General features: G+C 60.9%; 17 protein-coding genes. 11 read left to right on the top strand and 6 right to left on the bottom strand.

What is annotated here, in order from left to right; all coding sequences use genetic code 11:
• Positions 1–237 precede the first annotated feature (237 nt).
• The 3 genes from G5221_RS14625 (at position 238) to G5221_RS14615 (ending at position 4,474) form a co-directional block, all read left to right on the top strand.
• Positions 238–1,965, top strand: a complete 1,728-nt coding sequence (locus G5221_RS14625) for a potassium/proton antiporter (protein WP_421171981.1) — start codon at positions 238–240, stop codon at positions 1,963–1,965.
• 43 nt (positions 1,966–2,008) lie between these two features.
• Complete coding sequence (locus G5221_RS14620; RefSeq protein WP_421263485.1) at positions 2,009–3,112, top strand: beta-N-acetylglucosaminidase domain-containing protein; 1,104 nt, start codon at positions 2,009–2,011, stop codon at positions 3,110–3,112.
• A 153-nt stretch (positions 3,113–3,265) separates the two neighbouring features.
• A complete protein-coding gene (locus tag G5221_RS14615) occupies positions 3,266–4,474 on the top strand; it encodes a cation:proton antiporter (protein ID WP_421263484.1) in 1,209 nt (402 codons plus the stop codon).
• 73 nt (positions 4,475–4,547) lie between these two features.
• Here G5221_RS14615 and G5221_RS14610 read toward each other — a convergent pair whose 3' ends face one another.
• Positions 4,548–5,180, bottom strand: coding sequence for a LysE family translocator (locus tag G5221_RS14610; RefSeq protein WP_005344345.1), 633 nt, complete (start codon positions 5,178–5,180; stop codon positions 4,548–4,550).
• Positions 5,181–5,412: 232 nt separating this feature from the next.
• Between G5221_RS14610 and G5221_RS14605 the strand changes: the two genes are divergently transcribed.
• The 3 genes from G5221_RS14605 (at position 5,413) to G5221_RS14595 (ending at position 8,034) form a co-directional block, all read left to right on the top strand.
• Positions 5,413–7,035, top strand: coding sequence for a methyl-accepting chemotaxis protein (locus G5221_RS14605; RefSeq protein ID WP_421263483.1), 1,623 nt, complete (start codon positions 5,413–5,415; stop codon positions 7,033–7,035).
• A 175-nt stretch (positions 7,036–7,210) separates the two neighbouring features.
• The gene (locus G5221_RS14600) at positions 7,211–7,741 is read left to right on the top strand and encodes a DUF1523 family protein (protein ID WP_005337948.1); all 531 of its coding nucleotides are present in this window, start codon (positions 7,211–7,213) and stop codon (positions 7,739–7,741) included.
• Positions 7,738–8,034 (top strand): winged helix-turn-helix domain-containing protein, encoded by a 297-nt coding sequence (locus tag G5221_RS14595; protein WP_005344341.1) that lies wholly within the window; start codon positions 7,738–7,740, stop codon positions 8,032–8,034. The genes G5221_RS14600 and G5221_RS14595 overlap by 4 nt, the downstream gene beginning before the upstream one ends.
• A gap of 186 nt (positions 8,035–8,220) precedes the next feature.
• Here G5221_RS14595 and G5221_RS14590 read toward each other — a convergent pair whose 3' ends face one another.
• Positions 8,221–8,688 (bottom strand): hypothetical protein, encoded by a 468-nt coding sequence (locus G5221_RS14590; protein ID WP_265773305.1) that lies wholly within the window; start codon positions 8,686–8,688, stop codon positions 8,221–8,223.
• Positions 8,689–8,721: 33 nt separating this feature from the next.
• The gene (gene rihA / locus G5221_RS14585; protein ID WP_421263482.1) at positions 8,722–9,657 is read right to left on the bottom strand and encodes a pyrimidine-specific ribonucleoside hydrolase RihA; all 936 of its coding nucleotides are present in this window, start codon (positions 9,655–9,657) and stop codon (positions 8,722–8,724) included.
• 222 nt (positions 9,658–9,879) lie between these two features.
• On the opposite strand from rihA, the gene G5221_RS14580 reads away from it, so the two are divergent.
• The gene (locus G5221_RS14580; RefSeq protein WP_421263481.1) at positions 9,880–10,608 is read left to right on the top strand and encodes an RluA family pseudouridine synthase; all 729 of its coding nucleotides are present in this window, start codon (positions 9,880–9,882) and stop codon (positions 10,606–10,608) included.
• Between the two features lie 140 nt (positions 10,609–10,748).
• Here G5221_RS14580 and udp read toward each other — a convergent pair whose 3' ends face one another.
• Entirely contained in the window at positions 10,749–11,504 is a 756-nt protein-coding gene (gene udp, locus G5221_RS14575; protein WP_005337975.1) for a uridine phosphorylase, read from the bottom strand.
• 382 nt (positions 11,505–11,886) lie between these two features.
• Between udp and yiaY the strand changes: the two genes are divergently transcribed.
• The 3 genes from yiaY (at position 11,887) to G5221_RS14560 (ending at position 14,325) form a co-directional block, all read left to right on the top strand.
• Positions 11,887–13,038 (top strand): L-threonine dehydrogenase, encoded by a 1,152-nt coding sequence (gene yiaY, locus G5221_RS14570; protein WP_421263480.1) that lies wholly within the window; start codon positions 11,887–11,889, stop codon positions 13,036–13,038.
• A gap of 136 nt (positions 13,039–13,174) precedes the next feature.
• Complete coding sequence (gene bamE, locus G5221_RS14565; protein WP_005337980.1) at positions 13,175–13,513, top strand: outer membrane protein assembly factor BamE; 339 nt, start codon at positions 13,175–13,177, stop codon at positions 13,511–13,513.
• Positions 13,514–13,695: 182 nt separating this feature from the next.
• Complete coding sequence (locus G5221_RS14560; protein WP_421263479.1) at positions 13,696–14,325, top strand: NAD(P)H-binding protein; 630 nt, start codon at positions 13,696–13,698, stop codon at positions 14,323–14,325.
• A 144-nt stretch (positions 14,326–14,469) separates the two neighbouring features.
• Here G5221_RS14560 and G5221_RS14555 read toward each other — a convergent pair whose 3' ends face one another.
• Both G5221_RS14555 and G5221_RS14550 read right to left on the bottom strand, forming a co-directional pair.
• A complete protein-coding gene (locus G5221_RS14555) occupies positions 14,470–16,164 on the bottom strand; it encodes a pyridoxal phosphate-dependent decarboxylase family protein (protein WP_421263478.1) in 1,695 nt (564 codons plus the stop codon).
• A gap of 218 nt (positions 16,165–16,382) precedes the next feature.
• On the bottom strand, positions 16,383–17,399 hold the full coding sequence (locus G5221_RS14550; RefSeq protein WP_421263477.1) for a lipoate--protein ligase A: 1,017 nt from the start codon (positions 17,397–17,399) through the stop codon (positions 16,383–16,385).
• 430 nt (positions 17,400–17,829) lie between these two features.
• Between G5221_RS14550 and G5221_RS14545 the strand changes: the two genes are divergently transcribed.
• On the top strand, positions 17,830–20,292 hold the full coding sequence (locus tag G5221_RS14545; protein WP_421263476.1) for a diguanylate cyclase domain-containing protein: 2,463 nt from the start codon (positions 17,830–17,832) through the stop codon (positions 20,290–20,292).
• Positions 20,293–20,332 lie beyond the last annotated feature (40 nt).

The following is a 20,332-nucleotide window of genomic DNA, read 5'->3' as shown; positions in this document are numbered from 1 at the left end:
CCCTCTGCTGTGCCGTTTCGCTTTTCCCCGCCCTTTCCTCCCTGCGCATTCTGAAATCGACGCTCCTTTGACTCCGCTTTCGATAACCCCGTCACTGTCAGAATATGGCGCGGCCATGCTGAAAAAAGGGATGAAAAATGTAAGAAAGTGCAAATTGATGCACAAATAAGCCACACAAGGGGGGCCTAACTGCATATAATGTGCCTACTTTGCACATTACCAGGAAGGAGTTCGCCCTTGGATGCCGCTACCATCAACAGTTTCTTTTTTGTCGCTGCCCTGTTGGTGGGAGCCAGCGTACTGTTGAGCGCCCTCTCTTCCCGCCTCGGCATTCCCATTCTGGTCATCTTCCTCGCCGTCGGCATGCTGGCGGGGGAAGATGGCCCCGGTGGCATCCACTTCGCTGACTACTCCATCGCCTATCTGGTGGGCAACCTGGCGCTCGCCATCATCCTGCTCGACGGCGGCATGCGCACCCGGGTCTCCTCGTTCCGGGTGGCGCTCTGGCCTGCCCTGTCGCTGGCGACGGTCGGGGTGGCCATCACCACTGGCCTGACGGGTCTCGCCGCAGCCTGGCTGTTTGACCTCAACCTGATGCAGGGGATGCTGATCGGTGCCATCGTCGGCTCTACCGATGCGGCGGCGGTCTTCTCCCTGCTCGGCGGGCGCAGTCTCAACGAGCGGGTGAGCGCCACCCTTGAGATAGAGTCAGGCAGCAACGACCCCATGGCGGTGTTTCTCACCGTCACCCTGATCGAGGTGCTCGCCACCGCCCAGCAAGGGCTGGATGGGGGCTTTCTGCTGCTGCAACTGGTCAAGCAGTTTGGCCTTGGTGCCGGGATTGGCCTTGGCGGTGGCTGGCTGCTGTGGCGCCTTATCAACACCGCCCGCCTGGCGCCGGGGCTCTATCCGCTGCTCACCGTCAGCGGCGGTCTGCTGATCTTCGCCCTCACCACGGCGGTCGGTGGCAGCGGCATCCTCGCCATCTACCTCACTGGTCTCTTGCTCGGCAACCTCGCCCTGCGCAGTCGCAGCACCACATTGTCGGTACTGGATGGACTGACCTGGCTCAGCCAGATCGGCATGTTTCTGGTGCTGGGCCTGCTGGCGACCCCCAGCAACCTGCTGCCCATCGCCCTGCCCGCGCTGGCGCTGGCAATGTGGATGATCCTGTTTGCCCGCCCGGTGTCGGTCTGGATTGGGCTGCTGCCATTCAAGAACTTTGCTCCCCGCGAGCGCTGGTTTATCTCCTGGGTCGGCTTGCGCGGCGCCGTGCCCATCATTCTGGCAGTGTTCCCCATGATGGCGGGGCTGCCCAACGCCCAGCTCTACTTCAACGTCGCCTTCTTCGTGGTGCTGGTCTCGCTGATTTTGCAGGGCAGCTCGCTACCGCTGGCATCAAGGCTGGCGCGAGTGGAGGTGCCGGCACCGCCGTCGCCCATCAACCGCTCGGGGCTCGAAATCGATCTCGACAGCCAGTGGGAGACCTTCGTCTACCAGCTGGGGGAGGAGAAGTGGTGCATCGGCTCGCCACTGCGGGATCTGCAGATGCCCACCGGCACCCGGATCTGCGCCCTGTTTCGAGGCCGCGAGCTGCTCCACCCCTCGGGTAGTACCTGTCTGCAGGCCGATGACATCCTCTGCGTGATCGGTCACGAACGTGACCTCCCTGCCCTCGGCCAGCTGTTCAGTCAGGCTCCGGAGCAGGATCTCGGCCCCCGCTTCTTCGGTGACTTCCTGCTGGAAGCGGCGGCACGGCTGGTGGATCTCGCCCCTCTTTACGGGCTGGATGTGAGCGAGGTGGCGGATCAGACACTGGGCGATTTTATTGCCAGCCAGTTGGGCGATAATCTGGTTGTCGGTGACAACATCGAATGGCAGGGCCTGATCTGGACCGTGGCCGAAATGGACGAGAGCGTGCCGAGCAAGATCGGGGTGCGCTTTCAGGAAGAGGACCCGGTCTGACCGACCGTCTCGTATCAAGTCCCCAGCAAGAAGGGAGAGTGTTATGCCATATCAAAGTTTGCTGTCCGGCCCCCTGCCCCCCGCAGCCAATCTGGGGGTCATTGAAGGCTTTTTTGGCAAGGGATGGAGCTGGCAGGCTCGCACCCGCTACGCCCAGTGGCTGCCACGCCACGGTTACGGTTTCTATATCTACGCCCCGAAAGAGGATGGCTATCTGCGCAAGCACTGGGCCCTCCCCTGGCCCGAGCAGCAGCTGGCCGAACTCGCCGAGCTGGCGCGCCAGTGTCGCGCCAACGGTCTCGCCTTCGGGGTGGGCTTGAGCCCCATGGGGGCGCATCACGACTACGAGCGGCAGCGCCCGGCGCTGCTTGAGAAAGTGCGCCTCATCGATGAAGTTCTGCAGCCCGACATTCTGGCGGTGCTGTTTGACGATATGAAGGGGGATACCCCGGACTTGGCCCGTCACCAGCTCACCATTGCCCACGATATCGCGGCTCACAGCAAGGCCAAACGGCTCATCTTCTGCCCCAGCTACTACTCGACCGATCCGGTGCTGGAGAAGGTGTTCGGCGCCATGCCCCCCCGCTATCTGGAAGAGCTTGGCGAACAGCTCGACCGCCGTTTCGAGATCTTCTGGACCGGCACCAAGGTCTGCTCCAGCGAATATCCGGCGGTACACCTCAAGCAGGTGACCGAGCTGCTCGGCCGCAAGCCCTTCCTGTGGGACAACTACCCGGTCAACGATGGCAGCAAGGCGAGCAGCTACCTGCACCTGCGCGCCTTCGAGAATCGCCCTGCCGAGCTGGCAGATCTGCTCTCCGGCCACGCGGTCAACCCGATGAAGCAGGCGGCACTCTCCGCCCTGCCCCTCGCCACCCTGCCGATGAGCTACCGCCTCGGCAAGCAGTACGACCCCGACAAGGCGCTGCATGCCGCCCTCAACGCCACCTGCGGCCCGCAGATCTCCGCGATGATCGAGGCCGACCTGCCGCTGTTTCAGGATCTGGGGCTGGCCCAGCTCACCCCAGAGCAGATTGCAGCCCTCAAGGCGCGCTACCTGCCGTTTCGGGATCAAGCCTGCGTCGACGAAATCGTGCGCTGGCTGGATGGGGAGTATGTGTTCGACCCCGACTGCCTGACCGATTGATCTGCCTCGGCAGGCGTGATGGGCACAGCCACTCTGGACAAGGTGTGCGCACAGTTACGGCAACAAAGAGTTAATCACTGAGAATATCGGGCATAACCCGGGGCCAGGATGGCAGTTAAACAGCCCTGACAAGATGGTTTCAAGGGAGCTTGTATGGATACACATCTGCTTTACCAGAATCTGGCGGTGATCGCTGCCTTCTTGCTGATCTACAGCCTGATCGCGGGGCGCTTCGAATCAAAGCTGGTCAACGGCCCCCTGCTCTTTCTACTGACCGGCTGGTTGCTGGGGCCTGGCGGGCTGGAGCTGCTCTCCCTCTCTATCGACAGCGCCGGCATCAAGCTGCTGGCCGAGCTGACTCTGGTTATCGTGCTGTTCAACGATGCCGCCAACACCAACTGGCAAGTATTGCTGGCCAACCGCCAGCTGCCCATCCGGCTGCTAATGATCGGCCTGCCACTGACGCTCATCGCCGGAGCCCTGTTTGGTCACTGGATCTTCCCCGACCTGCCACTGCTGGAGATGGCCATCCTCTCCACCATTCTTGCCCCCACCGATGCGGCGCTCGGCAAGGCGGTGGTAAGCAACCCCGCGGTGCCGGCACCTGTGCGTGAAGGGCTCAATCAGGAGAGCGGCCTCAACGACGGCATCTGCGTACCGGTGCTGCTTCTGCTGCTGGCCCTTATCGCCCCCACCGAGCAGCATGCAGGCACCGCCACGTTGGCTATCACCCTGATGCTGGAGGAGATCGGCATTGGCCTGCTGGTCGCCTTTGTGCTGACCAGCCTCACCATCCGGCTGCTGAAGATCTCCTATCTCAATGGCTGGCAACTGCCACTCTGGCGTCAGCTCACCATGCCGGGCCTGGCCCTGCTCTGCTTTGCGCTGGCACAGACTCTCGGTGGCAGTGGCTTTATCGCCGCCTTTGTCGGCGGCCTCTTTATCGGCCACCGCCTCGGCGAGCACAAGCACGCCTATATGGACAGCTGCGAAGGGTATGGCGACCTGCTCTCCGTGGTGATCTGGATGGTGTTTGGCGCAACCCTGATGCCCATCCTGCCGGAGCTGCTGCACTGGCAATACTGGCTCTATGCCATTGCCAGCCTCACCCTGCTGCGGATGGTACCGGTCTGGTTGAGCCTCATCGGTACCGGCCTCAAGCACGAGCTCAAGCTCTTTATCGGCTGGTTCGGCCCGCGGGGCCTTGCCAGTATCGTCTTTGCGGTGATGGTGCTGCAAAACGAGCCTGCCCTGATTGGCCAGCGCCCCATCATCGCCACCGTGCTCTGCACCATCATATTGAGCGTCATCCTGCACGGCCTCACCGCCAACCCCTGGGTCGAGCGCTTCAAACCGCGCTGAGCCACCCAGCGCCCATAAAAAATGCCACCGATCGGTGGCATTTTTCTTTTGTGGCGAGAGTCACTGACGGCGCTCAACCGAGCGCCAGCCAGACCCCCACCCCCAGCATCAGAGTACCGGCGATGCGGTTCATCAGGGTGACGTTGCCGCTCTTGGCGAGGAAGTGGCGAAGGGTGCGGCCACCGCTGGCGTAGAGCAGCAGGCAGGAGAACTCGATGACCAGGATCAGCGCCACCAGCGCGCTGATCTGCGGCGCCATCGGCTTGTCGGCAGAGATAAAGGGGGGCAGCAGGGAGATCATGAAGGCCCACCCTTTGGGGTTGGCGATGGCGGTGACAAAGCCCTGCAGCGCCAGCCCCATGGCGCTGGTCTGTTGACCGGCCGAGAGATCCGCCGGAATGGCCATCTTCCCCTTGGCCTGCCACATCTGGATGCCAAGCCACACAAGATAGGCGCCCCCCACATATTTGAAGGCGGCGAAGATCCCCGGATAGTTGAGCATGATGGCTGCCACCCCGATCACCGACAGCACCGAGACCAGCCCGACCCCGATCAGCTCTCCCCACATCATGTGCAGGGTACGGCGCACCCCCAGGCTCATCCCCAGCGTCATCGACAGAGTCATGCACATGCCGGGGGTCACCGAGACAAAGAAAAAGGTCGGGATAAACAGAGCCAGAATGGCCGGATCGATCCAGCTGGACACAACACACCTCCATATGACGAGAGCGGGAAATCACGAAAACGGGACAGGATTGACACAACCCAGCCAGTTGTACCACATATTCAGGGGATAAAGCGCTCAATCATGCCTAAATGGCTCCTTTCTCACAAGAAAAAACCTTTTCTTCAGCACATTTCAGCAATAAAAGCCTGTGACAGCTCCTGACGTGCATGTGTAATATGTCGGCTCCTCCAATTCCGGATTAGAGCCATTTATGTCATTGAATAATCTATCAATACGTGTCCAGGTCTTGATACCTTTGCTGCTGGCCAGCCTGCTGATGATGGTGATGATCGCCATCAGCAAACAGGGTCTGGATGAAGCCATCAATGACATAGATGAGACGACCCAGACCGTGGTCCAGCACAAGGACGATATTGCCAAACTGATCCACGCCACCTACCGGCTGCGCACCAGCGCCATCTATGGCCTCTACGATGCCAAGCTGTTTGCTGCACTGCCCGCAAACCTCAACAGCGCCGAGCAGGAGATCAACGCCATCCTCGGCCGTCTGGTGCTCCCCGGTGCCGAGCAGGATAACCGTCAGGTCGCTGCAGCCCTGCAGGCCTACCTCAGCCATACCCGCAGCAACATGCTGCCGCTGCTGGCGCAAAAACATCAGGGTGGCGGCGATCCGGTCGCCTACGAGGCGGCTCGCCTCCATTTCCGCGAGCTGGGTGAACAGCTGATCAAGCAGATCGACAGCATGTCAGCCCACATCAACCAGCTGATCCAGCAAGAGCTGGCCGAAGAGCAGGCCCACTACGACGCCACCCTGCTGCGTACCCTGCTGCTCACCGCCGGTACCCTGCTGGCGGCGCTGATCTGCGGCTGGGTCCTCTCCGGGCGCATCGTCAGCCCCATCGGTCAGTTGCAAGAGGTGATGCACGCCGTGGCGCAAGGGCGCTTCAACGTGCGCGCCAGGGTCGAGGGTGACAACGAGCTGGCCCGTCTGGCCAAAGATATCAACCTCACTCTGGGGCAACTTGGTAGCACCATCGAGAACCTGACCGGGATCAGCAACAGCGTCGCCTCCGCCGCTACCGAGCTGGCCGCCGTGATGACCCAGTCCGAGGCCAATGCAAAGCAGCAGCACAGCGAGATCGAACAGGTCGCCTCCGCCGTGACCGAACTCTCCAGCACCGCTGACAATGTCAACCACAACGCAGCCATCGCCGACGAGCTGGCGCGGGATGCCAATGGCCGGGTCGAACAGGGGCTCGCCCTATTTACCGAAAGCATCGCCGCCAACAGCCGGATGGCAGGCAGTCTGGAAGATGCCGCCGCCATCGTGGCCCAGCTCAAATCCCAGTCCGAGCAGATCGGCAAGGTAATTGAAGTGATTCAGGGGATCTCCGAGCAGACCAACCTGCTGGCGCTCAATGCCGCCATCGAAGCGGCCCGTGCCGGTGAAACGGGTCGTGGTTTTGCGGTGGTGGCCGACGAAGTGAGAATGCTGGCGGCCCGTACCCAGGACTCCACCAAGGAGATCCAGGCCATCATCGAGCGGCTGCAGAGCCAGTCCCAATCCGCCAACAACGGCGTACAGGAGACGCTGGAGATCCTCAGCCATAACCAGCGCTTGTCGGCTCAGGTGCAGGATCTGCTAAGCGGCATTACCGGTGCCGTGCGCCAGATCAACGACGCCAACGCCCAGGTCGCTACCGCCGCCGAGGAGCAGTCCTGCGTTACCGCCGACATCAACCGCAATATCACCAATATTCACGAGATCGTGAGCCAGAGCTCCGCCGGCATCAGCCAGAGCGCCAGCGCCAGCCACGAACTGTCGGAGCTGGCCGAGCAGCAACGCAAGCAGCTGGCCCAATTCCAGCTGTAAGCGCACAAAGTGAACCAGACAAAAAGGCCCGCAAGGGCCTTTCTTGTTGATGGAGCAATGGCTTTGTCTCTGTTTTAAACGCCATTTTTTGGCTTGTGGCGCCATAAGGGGCTGGGCTGCCCTGTCAAATATCGGTATGGTAGAGGCACGTTACTCCCCCTCACGTGAGCACACCATGAGCCTGAGATTCAAGAAACCCGCTTTTATCGCCTTGGGGCTCATCGCCCTCATTTCCGCCGCCTGGCTCGACTACTACCTGCCGGAGCACACCATCGCCACCATCACCGGGGTCGAGGTGAAGCGCACCGACAAGGATGGCCCCATCAGCCAGAAGAACCCGGCTGACGGCCCCACCACCGACGTCTATTACATCTACACCGAGCGCCCCGGCGAGAAGATCCGGGTGTTTCGCAATGAAGATACCGAGTGGGGCTGGCCCTTCTACTTCAAGTTCAACGCCGCCGACGTCCAGGCCAAGGCCAAGTCGATGGAGTTCGAGAAACGCCTGGCCATCATCACCTCCTACGGCTGGCGCGTGAACATGTTCTCCATGTTCCCCAACGTCACCAAGATCGAGAGCACAGAGCCTGACGCCTCCACCTGGAGCTTCTTCCGCTGGTTCTGGTTCGGCCTCTGGGCCCTGGTGATGGGCAAGGCAGCCATTGCGACCTGGCGCTACTTCGATCGTCTTGAGGACGAGATATGAGCGAGCCGAGCAAGACCCGCACCAGCTTCTACCGGCGGCTCTACGTGGCCTGGCTGATCAGCCAGGGCACGGATACGGTACCTGCCATCATGGAGGCGACCGGCATGCCGCGCCGCACCGCGCAAGATACCCTGAGCGCGCTGGCCGAACTCGATATCAGCTGCGCCTTCGAGCAGACCGAGGGGGCTCGCCACCTGCAGGGGCACTACCGCATCAGCGACTGGGGCCCCATCAATCCGGCGTGGATCAAGGCTCAACTGCCGCTTATCAAAGAAACGTTGAGCTATCCCTGAAATGATGTCGAGTCAGGCCTGCGACTGGGGAACCTATTGCAATCCGTCGTGGATCAAGGCCCAGCTGCCTCTTATCAAGGAGACGCTGAGCTATCCCTGATCAGGGCGCTAAGCAACAATAAAAAAGAGGGGCCAGTCGGCAAGGCTGGCCCCTCTTTTTTCAGGCCGATGGCGTGACAGGTGGCCCTACTCGGGCATGGCCGAATCCTCAAGCTCCCCGTCTGACTCACCGCGGGTGCAGTCGATGATGGAGCGCTTGGGGTTGTTGGGATCGCGCAGCAGCAGGGGCGCCAACCCCTCGTCATGCTTCTGCTCGTCGCCAAACTCGTTGCCGTAGGCGTTGTGGGTCAACCGGCGGGCATTGGCGATGGGAGTATCGACAAACAGGGCGTGCACTTCGAAGCTGGAGGCTGGCACGATAAAGCCGACCACCGGCAGGCCGTGCAGCTCCTCGTGCACCTTGTACCAAGCAAAGCCGTCGCTCACCTTGTAGGGGGTGTAGTTGGCCAATTGTAGATTGGCGGGCCTGCCCGTCTCATCCACATAGAGATCGGTAAATTCACAGGTCGCCAGCCCCTGCCACATCCGCTCGAATGGCGTCGCACAGCCTGTCAGTTGCAACCCGGCCAGCAGCACCAAGCCTCTCTTCCACATTCCCCGCCCCTTCTTGCAAAAATGAACCGGCGCTCAGTCAAACGCCCGCAGCCGCGTCACCAGCAGATCGATAAAGCCCGGACGATCCAGCCCCAACAATACCAGCGCATTGGCTGGCTTGCCGTTCAGACCATAACGATCCACCACCGTCATCCCCACGGTATGCTCCCCGCTGGTCTCGATATCGACCCGGCACTTGACTCCGTGGAACAGCTCGGGAGCCAGCAACCAGGCAATGGTACAGGGGTCGTGGAGCGGTGCACCAGCAAATCCCCACTTGGGATCCCGATGGTAGATCATGAAAAAGTCGAGCAGCCCGGCCACGCACTGGGCCACCGGATTGGTGATGGCGCGCACCCGCGCGATATCCTCATCCATCACCTGCGCCTCATGGGTCACATCGAGGCCACACATGGTGATGGGGATACCCGACTTGAACACCATATCGGCCGCTTCCGGGTCCACATAAATATTGAATTCCGCCGCCGGCGTCCAGTTGCCAGCCCCTGCGGCGCCCCCCATCAATACGATGCGGGCAATCTTGGGTTTGAGCTCGGGATGTGCCGCCAACAGCAGGGCGATATTGGTGAGCGGCCCAGTCGGCACCAGGGTCACAGGTTCTAGGCTCTCGCGCAGACATCTGGCCATCAGCTCGATCCCCGTCATCCCCTGCGGCGCAAAGGCGGGATCCGGCAACTTGGGGCCATCGAGGCCCGACTCGCCGTGGACGTTGTCGGCGATGATAAGCTCCCGGGCCAGCGGTTTCGGTGCCCCCGCCGCCACCGGAATATCGTCACGTCCCAGCAGGGTGAGAATGCGCAGGGCATTGTTGAGGGTCTTGTCCGGCGTCTGGTTGCCCGCACTGGTGGTGACCGCCAGCACGTTCAGTTCAGGGCTGGCCAGCGCCAGAATAAGGGCGATGGCGTCGTCGTGGCCGGGATCACAATCAAGAATAACGGGCAGTGCCATGGGATGAGTCCTTACAACATAACAGGGAGCCATACCTTAACAAGCAAGCCTCGGATGAACTCGGGAAGGGGTCACAAAACGGGGCCTTGTTGCTGACCTGGGCGGTTTGCACGGCACACCGCCTCGCTCAACGCGGCTCATTATCAAGAGGTTGCATAAAGCCATCCCGATCATTCTCCGAAACAGCGCACCGCCCATTCGCCCGGCCGTGCCGGTTCGGGTATGATCGCACCCCGTTTCCAGCCTGTGCCACCTATGTCCGTTATCGTCGACACCTTTATCGCCCCGCCCTGCAGTGCCGCCATCGAGACCCTGTTTGAGGATGAGCATCTGCTGCTCATCAACAAGCCGAGCGGCCTGCTGAGTCTGTCAGGCAAGAACCCGCAAAACCTCGACTCGGTTCACTATCGACTGGTGCAGGATTACCCCGGCTGCACCCTGGTGCATCGCCTAGATTTTGGCACCTCAGGCATCATGGTGGTCGCCAGAAACAAGGCCATCAATGCCCTGCTCTGCCAGCAGTTCAGCCAGCGGGCGGTGAGCAAAGCCTACAGCGCCCTGCTCTGCGGTCATCTGATTGACGACGAAGGGGTTATCGACGCCCCCATCGCCAAGGATCCGGCCCTCTTTCCGCTGATGAAGATCTGCGCCGCCAGCGGCAAACCCGCCCGCTCCCGCTATCAGGTGGTTGAACGGCTGGAGCAACAGATGCAGGGGCAGACCGTGCCTTTGACCCGGGTACGACTGCTGCCGGAGACCGGCCGCACCCATCAGCTGCGCATCCACAGCCAGCTGCTGGGCCACCCCATCCTCGGCTGCGATCTCTATGGTGGCCTGCTGCCGCCCGGCTGCGAACAGGCACCGCGGCTGATGTTGCATGCCAGCGAGCTGGATTTTGCTCATCCGGTGAGCGGCGAGCCGATGCAGATGCTCTGTCCAGCGCCGTTTTAGAGGCAATCGGTAGAGACAACCAGCGCGAGTGCGACGGGATCAGTGAAAGGGGTGACGGGAGAGGAAAAGCGGTAAACGGCGGATAAAGATAGGGGCCGCGCTCTCGCAACGGCCCCCACCCCCCACTCTTTGTGGTGCTATCAGATCAGCTTGCGGGCAGCGCCCAATACGATCTTGATGGCATCAGATTCGGTCTTCGCCATGGTCTCGGCGTTCGGGATTTCCTGCTGGGTACGGTTGACGATAACGCCAGCCACCATACCGGCACGCAGGCCCTGGCTGGAGCACATGGTCAGCAGGGTTGCGGACTCCATCTCATAGTTCAGCACGCCCATGGCTTGCCACTCTTTCATGGAACCCTGGAAACGGCTCACTACACGGCCGGATACGGTGTCGTAACGCTCCTGACCCGGGTAGAAGGTGTCAGAGGAGGCAGTCACACCGATGTGCAGCTTGGAGCCCATCTCTTTGGCGGTGTTCACCAGCGCGGTGGTGCAGTCGAAGTCGGCAACAGCCGGGAACTCCATCGGTGCAAAGTGCAGGCTGGCACCGTCGAGGCGCACGGAACCGGTGGTCACGATCACGTCACCCACGTTCAGGTGCGGCTGGATGGCGCCGGTGGTGCCGATACGCAGGAAGGTGCGGATACCCAGCTGGGCCAGCTCTTCTACCGCGATGGAGGTGGACGGGCCACCGATACCGGTAGAGCAGATGATCACGGCCTTGCCGTCCATCTCGCCGCGCCAGGTAGTGAATTCACGATGGCTGGCCAGGTGCACCGGGTTGTCCAACAGCTCTGCGATACGCTTCACGCGCTCGGGGTCACCGGGGACGATCGCCAGGGTGGCGCCTTGCAGATCCGCTTTCTTCAAACCCAAGTGAAATACATCAGACATATTGGACTCCTGGTTGCCCCCTGCCAGCATGGTCAGGGCACAAGTTAAGATGATTCTTTATGATACTTTCAAGCCTTTACCCCCCTCTTCGGGGAGGGGCCAACTATGGTCGAAAGCGCTTTCCAATTCCTTGAAGCGCCTCACACTTCCACGCATTGACAGTGACAAACATTGCGCAAAACGTTTGCTAACTCAATGAAATAATTGACAAACGTTTTTCTGCAAATCGAGTCAGATGCGGGAAAGTCAAGCCTGGTTCAGCGCTTAATTAACGACTCGTGATCGACCCCGTAAAGTTGTAAACAAGATGCTTTTGTATCCCTTTCTAGATGGTAGCCTAGCTCTCAAATACCACTTAATGGCTAACTATAGGAAGTCCATCATGGCTACATTCAAGTTCTATATTCCCGCAATCAACCTGATGGGTGCCGGCTGTCTGCAAGAGGCTGCCGCCGATATCAAGGGTTACGGCTATCGCAAGGCGCTGATCGTCACCGACAAAATTCTCAACCAGATCGGCGTGGTCGCCAAGCTCACCACCCTGCTGGCTGAACATGGCATTGAAAGCGCTGTTTTCGATGAGACCAAACCCAACCCCACTACCAGCAACGTTGAAGCGGGTCTGGCGATGATCAAGGCCAACGGCTGCGATTGCGTTATCTCGCTGGGTGGCGGCTCGCCCCACGACTGCGCCAAGGGCATCGCACTGGTGGCCGCCAACGGTGGCAGCATCAAGGATTACGAAGGGGTGGATCGCTCCGCCAAACCGCAACTGCCGCTTATCGCCATCAACACCACCGCCGGTACCGCCTCCGAGATGACCCGCTTCTGCATCATCACCGACGAAGCGCGCCACGTGAAAATGGCCATCATCGACAAGCACGTTACCCCGCTGATGTCGGTCAACGATCCCGAGCTGATGCTGGCCAAGCCGGCTGGTCTCACCGCCGCCACCGGTATGGATGCCCTGACCCACGCCATCGAGGCCTATGTCTCCACCATCGCCACCCCGGTGACCGATGCCAGTGCCGTGATGGCCATCGAGCTGATCGCCAAGCACCTGCGCACCGCCGTCAACCACGGCGATGACCTGCATGCCCGCGAGCAGATGGCCTATGCCCAGTTCCTGGCCGGCATGGCCTTCAACAACGCAAGCCTCGGCTACGTGCACGCCATGGCCCACCAGCTGGGCGGTTTCTATGACCTGCCCCACGGTGTCTGCAACGCCGTGCTGCTGCCCCACGTTCAGGCGTTCAACGCCCAGGTGAGCGCGGCTCGTCTGAAGAATGTCGCCCGCTACATGGGGGTGGATGTGAGCGCCATGAACGACGAGCAGGGCGCCGCCGCTGCCATTGCCGCCATCAAGCAGCTGGCGCTGGATGTGAAGATCCCGGCCGGTCTGGAGCAACTCGGCGTCAAAGCCGATGACTTCGATACCCTGGCCAGCAACGCCCTGAAAGATGCCTGCGGCTTCACCAACCCGAAACAGGCCAGCCACGAAGAGATCGTCGCCATCTTCCGCGCGGCGATGTAAAGGCCACCGGATTGCCAGAAAGGGTCGCAGTGCGGCCCTTTTTATTGGCTGATGGATCAATGGCTTTTTACTTCCGTGGAGGGAGTCGGTATGATTTGCCGAGCCAAAAAGACTGTATGGATGATCTGAACTCGATATGCGGATGAAACACCTGATTGCCGCGGCTTTGACCGCCCTCACCCTCTCCGGTTGCAGCCTGGTCTATCGTATCGATATTCCCCAGGGCAACTATGTGGAACAAAAACAGGTCGACAAACTGCGCCAGGGGATGACCCGCGAGCAGGTCAGCTATGTACTGGGGACCCCCATGCTGCGTGACGGCTTTGACCCCAACACCTGGTACTACCTCTATGAATTCCAGCCGGGCCACGGCGACAAGGAGCGCAAAGAGCTCACCGTCACCTTCGCCAATGACAGGCTGACCACAGTGACGGGTGACTTCCCGCTGCCAGCAGCTTTCAATACCCCGCTCTGATATCCCGCAAAACCGGCCTCGTGCCGGTTTTGTTTTATCCAGCCCCGCGTTATGTATCCTGCCCGTGATCCTGTCAGGGGATACAGTGTCATCTCCCCCATTGCAGCTGCTCGCAAATTGCCTGATGCTGATGAGCAGCCACCATGGCATCAACACCATCGAATGACACAGGGAGAATCCCCATGAGCCGGATCCTGATTGCCGGAGCCAGCGGCCTGATCGGTCGCGAACTGGTGCAGCAACTGCCTGCCGAACATGAACTGACCCTGCTCTGTCGCAAGCCGGGCAAGGAGGCGCACCACTGGCTACCGGTCAATTTTGATGATCTGGCCAGCGTTACCCTCTCCCGCCCGGTGGATATCGCCTTCTGTGCCCTCGGCACCACCCGCAAGGAGGCGGGCTCTGCCGAGGCGTTTCGCCGGGTCGATCTCGACTATGTGGTCGCCTTTGCCGAGCTGGCCCGCCGTCACGGCTGTCAGCGCCTTATCGTGGTCTCGAGCATGGGGGCCAGCGCATCGTCCCCGGCTCTCTATCCGCGTACCAAGGGAGAGATGGAGCAGGCCCTGCTGGCCCAATCCTGGCCACGGCTCGCCATCGTGCGGCCCGCCATGCTGCTCGGGGATCGCCAGCCACCGCGCCTCTCCGAGCAGATCTTTCAAACTATCTACCCGCTGTTTCGGCCGCTGCTGGTGGGCAAGCTCGCCCGCTGGCGCGCCATCGAAGCCCAGCAGGTGGCCCGCGCCATGATCGCGCTCTCGAAACTGCCCGCCGGGTGCGAGATTGTCGAGAACGAGCAGTTGCTGACCCTCTGAACCCGGCCTTCCCCACTACTTACGCACAGTGCAGCAAAAACAAAAGAGCAAGCCAATTGGCTTGCCCTTTGTTTATCTGTTGGCGAGGTACCCTGACCGCCTCTTGCCATCACAGGCCGCGCTCGGCTGTCAGGGCAACCGCCCTCAACCGCGAATATGGTCGATAAAGGCGTCGATCTGCTCGCGAGTGCAGGCGGGGTTCATAAAGACCGCCTTCTCCCCGGCGATGTAGGAGTACTTGCCGCGGGCATCATAGTCGGAATGGGCCACCGCCTCCACCCAGTTGGTGTAGAGCCCCACCTTGCCGCGCCCCTTGAACAGGCTGCGGTGGTAATCGGTATTGCGCTGCAGTCGCGCCTTGTAGGCAGGGTCACTGGAGCGGGCCAGCTCGAAGGCAAATTCGGCCTCCGGATCGCTCACCCACTCGGGGTTGTAGATCTTGAAGCCGACACTCGGCCCCTGATTCTCCTGCGCCACCAGCTTGACGTTGCCAAGCTGACTCAGGCGATAGCGGAAGTAGTTGGCATTTTGCAGGCAATGGGCCAGCACGATGCGATACCCCTCCACCCCCATATAGTTGAGCGCCGCATAGGCACCGAACAGACCGCTCGCGCCGCGGGAGCACTCGATGGTGGATTGCAGGTGGGTCTGGCCCTGAATGTCCCGCTCGAAGTAGGAGAAATTCTCCGGGTCATTCTCCATCGCCTTGAGGTCATCCTGCTCTTTAATCATCACCAGACTGGAGGTGTAGGGTACATAGCCCCACTTCTGGAAGTCGACGGTGAAGGAGTCGGCATATTTGAGCTCGGCAAAGCGCGCCACGTTGCGCTCGATCCCCGCCAGAGTCGCGCTGTTGATGGCGAGCGGGTTGGCGGCAAAGTCGTAACCCAGGAAGAAGATCATCGACCAGCCGATGGCGGCATCGACGTGGATGTGAGGTTTGACCGCCACCTCAAACTGCTCGCAGAGGCGATTGCGCAGCTCGAACACGGGTTTCACCTGATCCACCCCGAAAGTGTCGGTAGTGCCCATGGTGAGCATGATGGTGGGCACCACGTGTTTCAGGGCGAAACAGGCGGTCAGGGTGCGCTCGAGATGGTCGAGATCGATGTCGTTGTTCTCGCCGACCTGAATGCGGATGGTCTTGTTCTCGATGTCGACCCCGAGCAGGGAGAGGTTGGTGATGTTGGAGTAGTGACCGCCCTGGGAGTTGATGATGCGGTAATCCTGATAGTGGCCGAGCCCCTTGTGCTTGGCCTCGGGCAGGCTTTTGCGAATGCCGAGCAGGTAGCCGTAGAGGTTACAGAAGGTCCCCCCCTGGGTGAAGATGCCGGTGGCCCGCTCGGGATCATAGCCTGCCAGCAGCGCAATCTGGCGCACCACCTTCTTCTCCAGCTCCTCAGCCACTCCAGCGTATTCGGAGTAGACCAGATTGGGGTTGGCCAGAATGCCCATCTGGGCGCCGTAGATGGCGGGATCCGCCGACATGGTGATGACGTTCTCGACGCTGGAGGGATTCTCCCAATCCTTCGACAGGGCGGCGGCAAACAGCAGCTCGGCCATCGGCTCGCCCGGGGTGCGCATGGTGGCGGGCACCGGCATGGTCTCGCAGAGATCGGCCAGACGGGCACGGCCATCAGGCCAGGCGTTCAGGCGGGCATCCGGCGCCAGGCCACGGGCCCGAAATTCATTGAGGGTGGCAAATCCGGGTTCGCGAAAGACGGGCCAGAGATCGGGATTGCGCGAAAAAAAGTTGGCTTTGACGGTGGCGAAACGGGCGGAGAAATCGGGGTGGACGGCATTGACGCTTTCGTCTTGCAGATAAACTAAGTCACTCATTTTTATACCATTAGTACAGCAAATGTGTGGCCGTTATACCCCTGTGCCAGCGGGGCTGACAGTGACAATATCTAATGGCCTACCCTACTTTTTGTCATGTATCAGCCATCACAAGGGCTGGCAAAAAGGCGCCTTTGAGGCGCCTCTTTATATTTCGTGATCTTGCTCCCATCCTGGCTGACAGCGCCCTCACTACCGGACCGCCATCAGCGCAGCCCTCAACGCAGGGAGGCCAACAGCCACTCGGCAAACTCCGCCAGCTCGCCCTGCTGTTGCGGAAAGGCCGCCAGCCAGGGATGCAGACGGGCGGCGACAGCGTCCGGTCGATAGCCGCAACCCGCCAGTTCGGCCGCCAGCAGATCAAACGGGGCCGGCTCCAGAGTATCGCTAAAGAGCTGCGCCCGGGTGATAACCCCTTTCTCCACATCAAAGTGCAACTCCACCCCGCCCCAGCTGAACCGCTCCTCCAGCAGATGGCTGAACGCCGGTGCATGACCGTAGTTCCACTCCCAACTGCGCTGACGGGCGAAGGTCTCGGCAAAACCGGGCAGATCCGGCATCTGCACCGGGGAGATATACTCGGGCTCAACTCGCGCACCGTAATGGTGGAAAAAGGCCTCCTGCAGCGCCTTGCTCACCTGTTGATGGTTGATCCCCGGTAGCAGTTCGCACAGATTGGCCACCCGACCGCGCACCGAGGTGATCCCCTTGGCTGCCAGCTTCTTGGGGTCGGGGTTGAGGTAGTTGGCGAGCCGACCGAGATCGGCGTCCAGCAGCAGGGTGCCGTGGTGGAATCCGCGATCCAGAGTCTCCCGATAGGCCGACCCCGATACCTTGCGCTCCCCGTCCGGGGTCGCCACCAGCAGATCGTTGCGACCGGAGGCAAAGGCTTCTATCCCCAATCGCTTGAGCCCGTCCAGCACGATGGCGGTGGAGACGCTCTTGTCATACTCCGGCTTGCCCGCCATGAAGGTGAAGCAGCTGTTGCCAAGGTCGTGGAACACGGCGCCACCACCGCTGCTGCGACGCGCCAGGGTGACCCCGTCTTCTTCCATGCGGCGGGTGTTGCACTCCTTCCACGGGTTCTGGGCACGGCCAATCACCACGGTATTGGCATTGCGCCAGAGGAACAGCACCCGCTGGCCGGGGTCCATCTGGCGGAAGATGCACTCCTCAACGGCCAGATTGAACAGGGGATCGTGAGAGTCGGAGACAAGCAGACGCAAGCGGGACATAAAAAGACCTTATCCGGAACTGGGGGCAGCATGATAACACTGACGGGGTACCATCACTGAGCTGTCGCACATTAACCGGTGCGCAGCAGCCGCGACACATTTGCGTCACACCTGACCGCCCCATAAAAGTATCTATTGATATAACGACACAGCTTGACGTGCAACCACGGAAAAAATGCAGTCAAGCCACAATGACAACGATAAAAACGGGAAAAAGTGGCTAGAATGCGACCACTTCGATAGGCCATATGACTCTCTTATTGGTCACATAACTTGCAAAAAAACGGCATGTATCCATCCCGTGTGATGAACGACACAAAAATGACTTTCCAACCCCCCTATACCCTATTGCAAACGCCTTTTCTCCCCTTGCAGGTGACACAAAATTGCTTGAATCTAGCCTAGACATCGCTCCCGAGAGAAACGTTGTATGACGGAGAACGCAGCCCCCCGCCAGCCCCTCAGCTGGTTTATGCCAATGCTGGTCAGTATGGTCATCGCGACCCTGACCTCTCCCCCCGTGCGAGCCGGCGAGCAGGTCATCGTCCAGTTGCCGTGGCAACACCAGTTCCAGTTTGCCGGTTACTACGCGGCCATCGCCAAAGGGTTTTATCGGGAGGCCGGTCTGCATGTCACCCTGCGCGAAGCGGACTCCCGCACCGATGTGGTCAGCGAGGTAATCTCGGGAAAGGCCCATTTTGGCATCAGCGGCAGTGATCTGCTGCTGGATCGGGCTGCCGGTCGTCCGGTGGTGGTGCTCGCCGCCCTGCTGCAGCACTCGCCGCTGGTTTTGCTCACGCTGGATCGGCCAGATATTCGCAACCCGGCCGATCTGGCCAACAAGCGACTGATGCTGGAGCCTGGCTCCAACGAGCTGCTGACCTACCTTTCTCACCAGACCCGCAGCCGCGCCTGGGTCACCCACCCCTACAAACAGGGGATACAGGCACTGCTGGCGGGCAAGGTGGATGCCATCAGTGCCTACAGCACTACCGAGCCCTTCTATCTGCAGCAAAGAGGCATCCCCTATCGGGTCTTCAGCCCGCGCACCATCGACTTTGACTTCTACGGCGACAACCTGTTTACCTCCGAGCGGGAGCTGATCACCCGACAGGATCGGGTCTACGCCTTCCAGCAGGCCAGCCTCAAGGGGTGGCGCTATGCGATGGACCACCCCGAAGAGATGATCAACCTCATCATGGAGCAGTACCCGACCGGGGCTGGCCGTGAACAGCTGGAGTTCGAAGCTCGCGAAACCAGAGCGCTGATGCAGCCAGATCTGCTCGAACCCGGCTACATGCAGCAGGAGCGCTGGCTGCAGATCGCCAAAACCTATCTGGAAGCGGGCATGCTCACGGTATTGCCCAACCTCGACCGCTTTATCTACGACCCGGCTCAGGAGCGGCTGCGCCAGCAACGGCTGCTGCTCGACAAGAGCGTGGCGGTGGCCATGCTTATCACCTTTACCCTGATGACCCTGCTCGGCATCTTCTTGCACCTCTATCTGCGCCTGCGCGAGGAGGCGCGGGATCGCCAGCGGCTGACCCGTGAACTGGCCCAGAGCGAACAGCACTATCGCTTCGTGGCGGAGAACAGTGCCGATGTGATCTGGACCATGGATGCCGCCAGCTTGCGCTTTCGCTACGTCAGCCCGGCCATCACTCCTCTGAGCGGCTACGAGGCTACAGAGCTGTTTGCCCTGCCCCTCAAACAGCTGCTGCCGGATGCCTCAAGGCAACTGCTGCGCGAGGAGATCTCCGCCACCCTGGAGGCCTGGCAGCGGGGGGAACATGACCAGACTCGCCGGGTCATTCGCACCCAGCTGCGCCACAAGGATGGCCATCTGGTGGCGACCGAAACCATCACCACCCTCCATGGCAACCACAATGCCCAGCCGGAGGCGATCCTCGGGGTCACCCGGGATATCACCGAGCGGGCAGCGCGAGAGGAGATGATGCGCCGCCTCGCCTTCTACGACCCCCTCACCGGGCTGCCCAATCGCCGCTTGCTGCAGCAACGGCTCAAGGAGCTGATGGAGCAGGAGGCACCCCGTCCGCTGGCGCTGATGTTTATCGATCTCGATCACTTCAAGCCGATCAACGACACCTTCGGCCATGAAACCGGGGATATTCTGCTCAATATGGTGGCCGAGCGGATGAGCCACTGCGTGCGCAAACAGGATCTGGTGGCACGGCTGGGGGGCGACGAGTTCGTTATCTTGCTGCCGGAGACCGGCGACGAAGTGCTGGCGGTGGCTGACAAGCTGCACCAGCAGCTGCGTCATCCGTTCCAGCTGGAGGGACAGGAGCTGCTCATCTCCAGCAGTATCGGGCTGGCGCTCTATCCCGAGCACGGGGAGGATGCCAAAACCCTGATGCACCACGCCGATCAGGCCATGTATCAGGCGAAGAATCGCGGCCGCGGCCGGGTCTGCCTCTATACCGAAGGCCTTGATCCCGAGCAGGGCGCACTGCTGTGGCAACCCGGCCACGAGTGCGGTCACCCGCGCATCGATGCCGAGCATCGCCAGCTCTTCGTATTGACCAACCGGCTGCTGGAGCGGATGAAAGATCAGCACGAGGATCCGGCCCCGTTTCTGGAGAGTCTGGAGAGCCTGTTCGACATGGCCCGTCATCACTTCGCCTTTGAAGAGCAGATGCTGGCGGAGATCGACTATCGGGAACTCGTCAGCCACCGTCAGGATCACCAGCGCCTGCTCAACAAGGCAGGCCAGCTGCTGCACGCCGCCAAAGCGGGGACTCTGGGCAACGACGAGCTGCTCAACTTCATCATTCAGGAGCTGGTGGTCGGCCACATGAGTCAGGCCGATCGCCGCTACTTCCCTCTGTTCAGATCTGAGCGCAGCCTGTCGGTTGCGGAGGTGGTCACCTAGTCCCCCCTGTTCAGACCCGAGCGTAACGCGCCTCTTGCGA

This window comes from Aeromonas sp. 602200 (assembly GCF_049173895.1).
Classification (GTDB): Bacteria; Pseudomonadota; Gammaproteobacteria; order Enterobacterales; family Aeromonadaceae; genus Aeromonas; species Aeromonas veronii_A.
The sequence above is the reverse complement of the archived record's forward strand: the minus strand, read 5'-3'. Positions and strand labels throughout refer to the sequence as shown.

Coding starts and splice junctions, on each gene's coding strand:
- G5221_RS14620 (WP_421263485.1), top strand. CDS start 2,009: ATGCCATATCAAAGTTTGCTGTCCGGCCCCCTGCCCCCCGCAGCCAAT.
- G5221_RS14615 (WP_421263484.1), top strand. CDS start 3,266: ATGGATACACATCTGCTTTACCAGAATCTGGCGGTGATCGCTGCCTTC.
- G5221_RS14605 (WP_421263483.1), top strand. CDS start 5,413: ATGTCATTGAATAATCTATCAATACGTGTCCAGGTCTTGATACCTTTG.
- G5221_RS14600 (WP_005337948.1), top strand. CDS start 7,211: ATGAGCCTGAGATTCAAGAAACCCGCTTTTATCGCCTTGGGGCTCATC.
- G5221_RS14595 (WP_005344341.1), top strand. CDS start 7,738: ATGAGCGAGCCGAGCAAGACCCGCACCAGCTTCTACCGGCGGCTCTAC.
- G5221_RS14590 (WP_265773305.1), bottom strand. CDS start 8,688: ATGTGGAAGAGAGGCTTGGTGCTGCTGGCCGGGTTGCAACTGACAGGC.
- rihA (WP_421263482.1), bottom strand. CDS start 9,657: ATGGCACTGCCCGTTATTCTTGATTGTGATCCCGGCCACGACGACGCC.
- G5221_RS14580 (WP_421263481.1), top strand. CDS start 9,880: ATGATCGCACCCCGTTTCCAGCCTGTGCCACCTATGTCCGTTATCGTC.
- udp (WP_005337975.1), bottom strand. CDS start 11,504: ATGTCTGATGTATTTCACTTGGGTTTGAAGAAAGCGGATCTGCAAGGC.
- yiaY (WP_421263480.1), top strand. CDS start 11,887: ATGGCTACATTCAAGTTCTATATTCCCGCAATCAACCTGATGGGTGCC.
- bamE (WP_005337980.1), top strand. CDS start 13,175: ATGCGGATGAAACACCTGATTGCCGCGGCTTTGACCGCCCTCACCCTC.
- G5221_RS14560 (WP_421263479.1), top strand. CDS start 13,696: ATGAGCCGGATCCTGATTGCCGGAGCCAGCGGCCTGATCGGTCGCGAA.
- G5221_RS14555 (WP_421263478.1), bottom strand. CDS start 16,164: ATGAGTGACTTAGTTTATCTGCAAGACGAAAGCGTCAATGCCGTCCAC.
- G5221_RS14550 (WP_421263477.1), bottom strand. CDS start 17,399: ATGTCCCGCTTGCGTCTGCTTGTCTCCGACTCTCACGATCCCCTGTTC.
- G5221_RS14545 (WP_421263476.1), top strand. CDS start 17,830: ATGACGGAGAACGCAGCCCCCCGCCAGCCCCTCAGCTGGTTTATGCCA.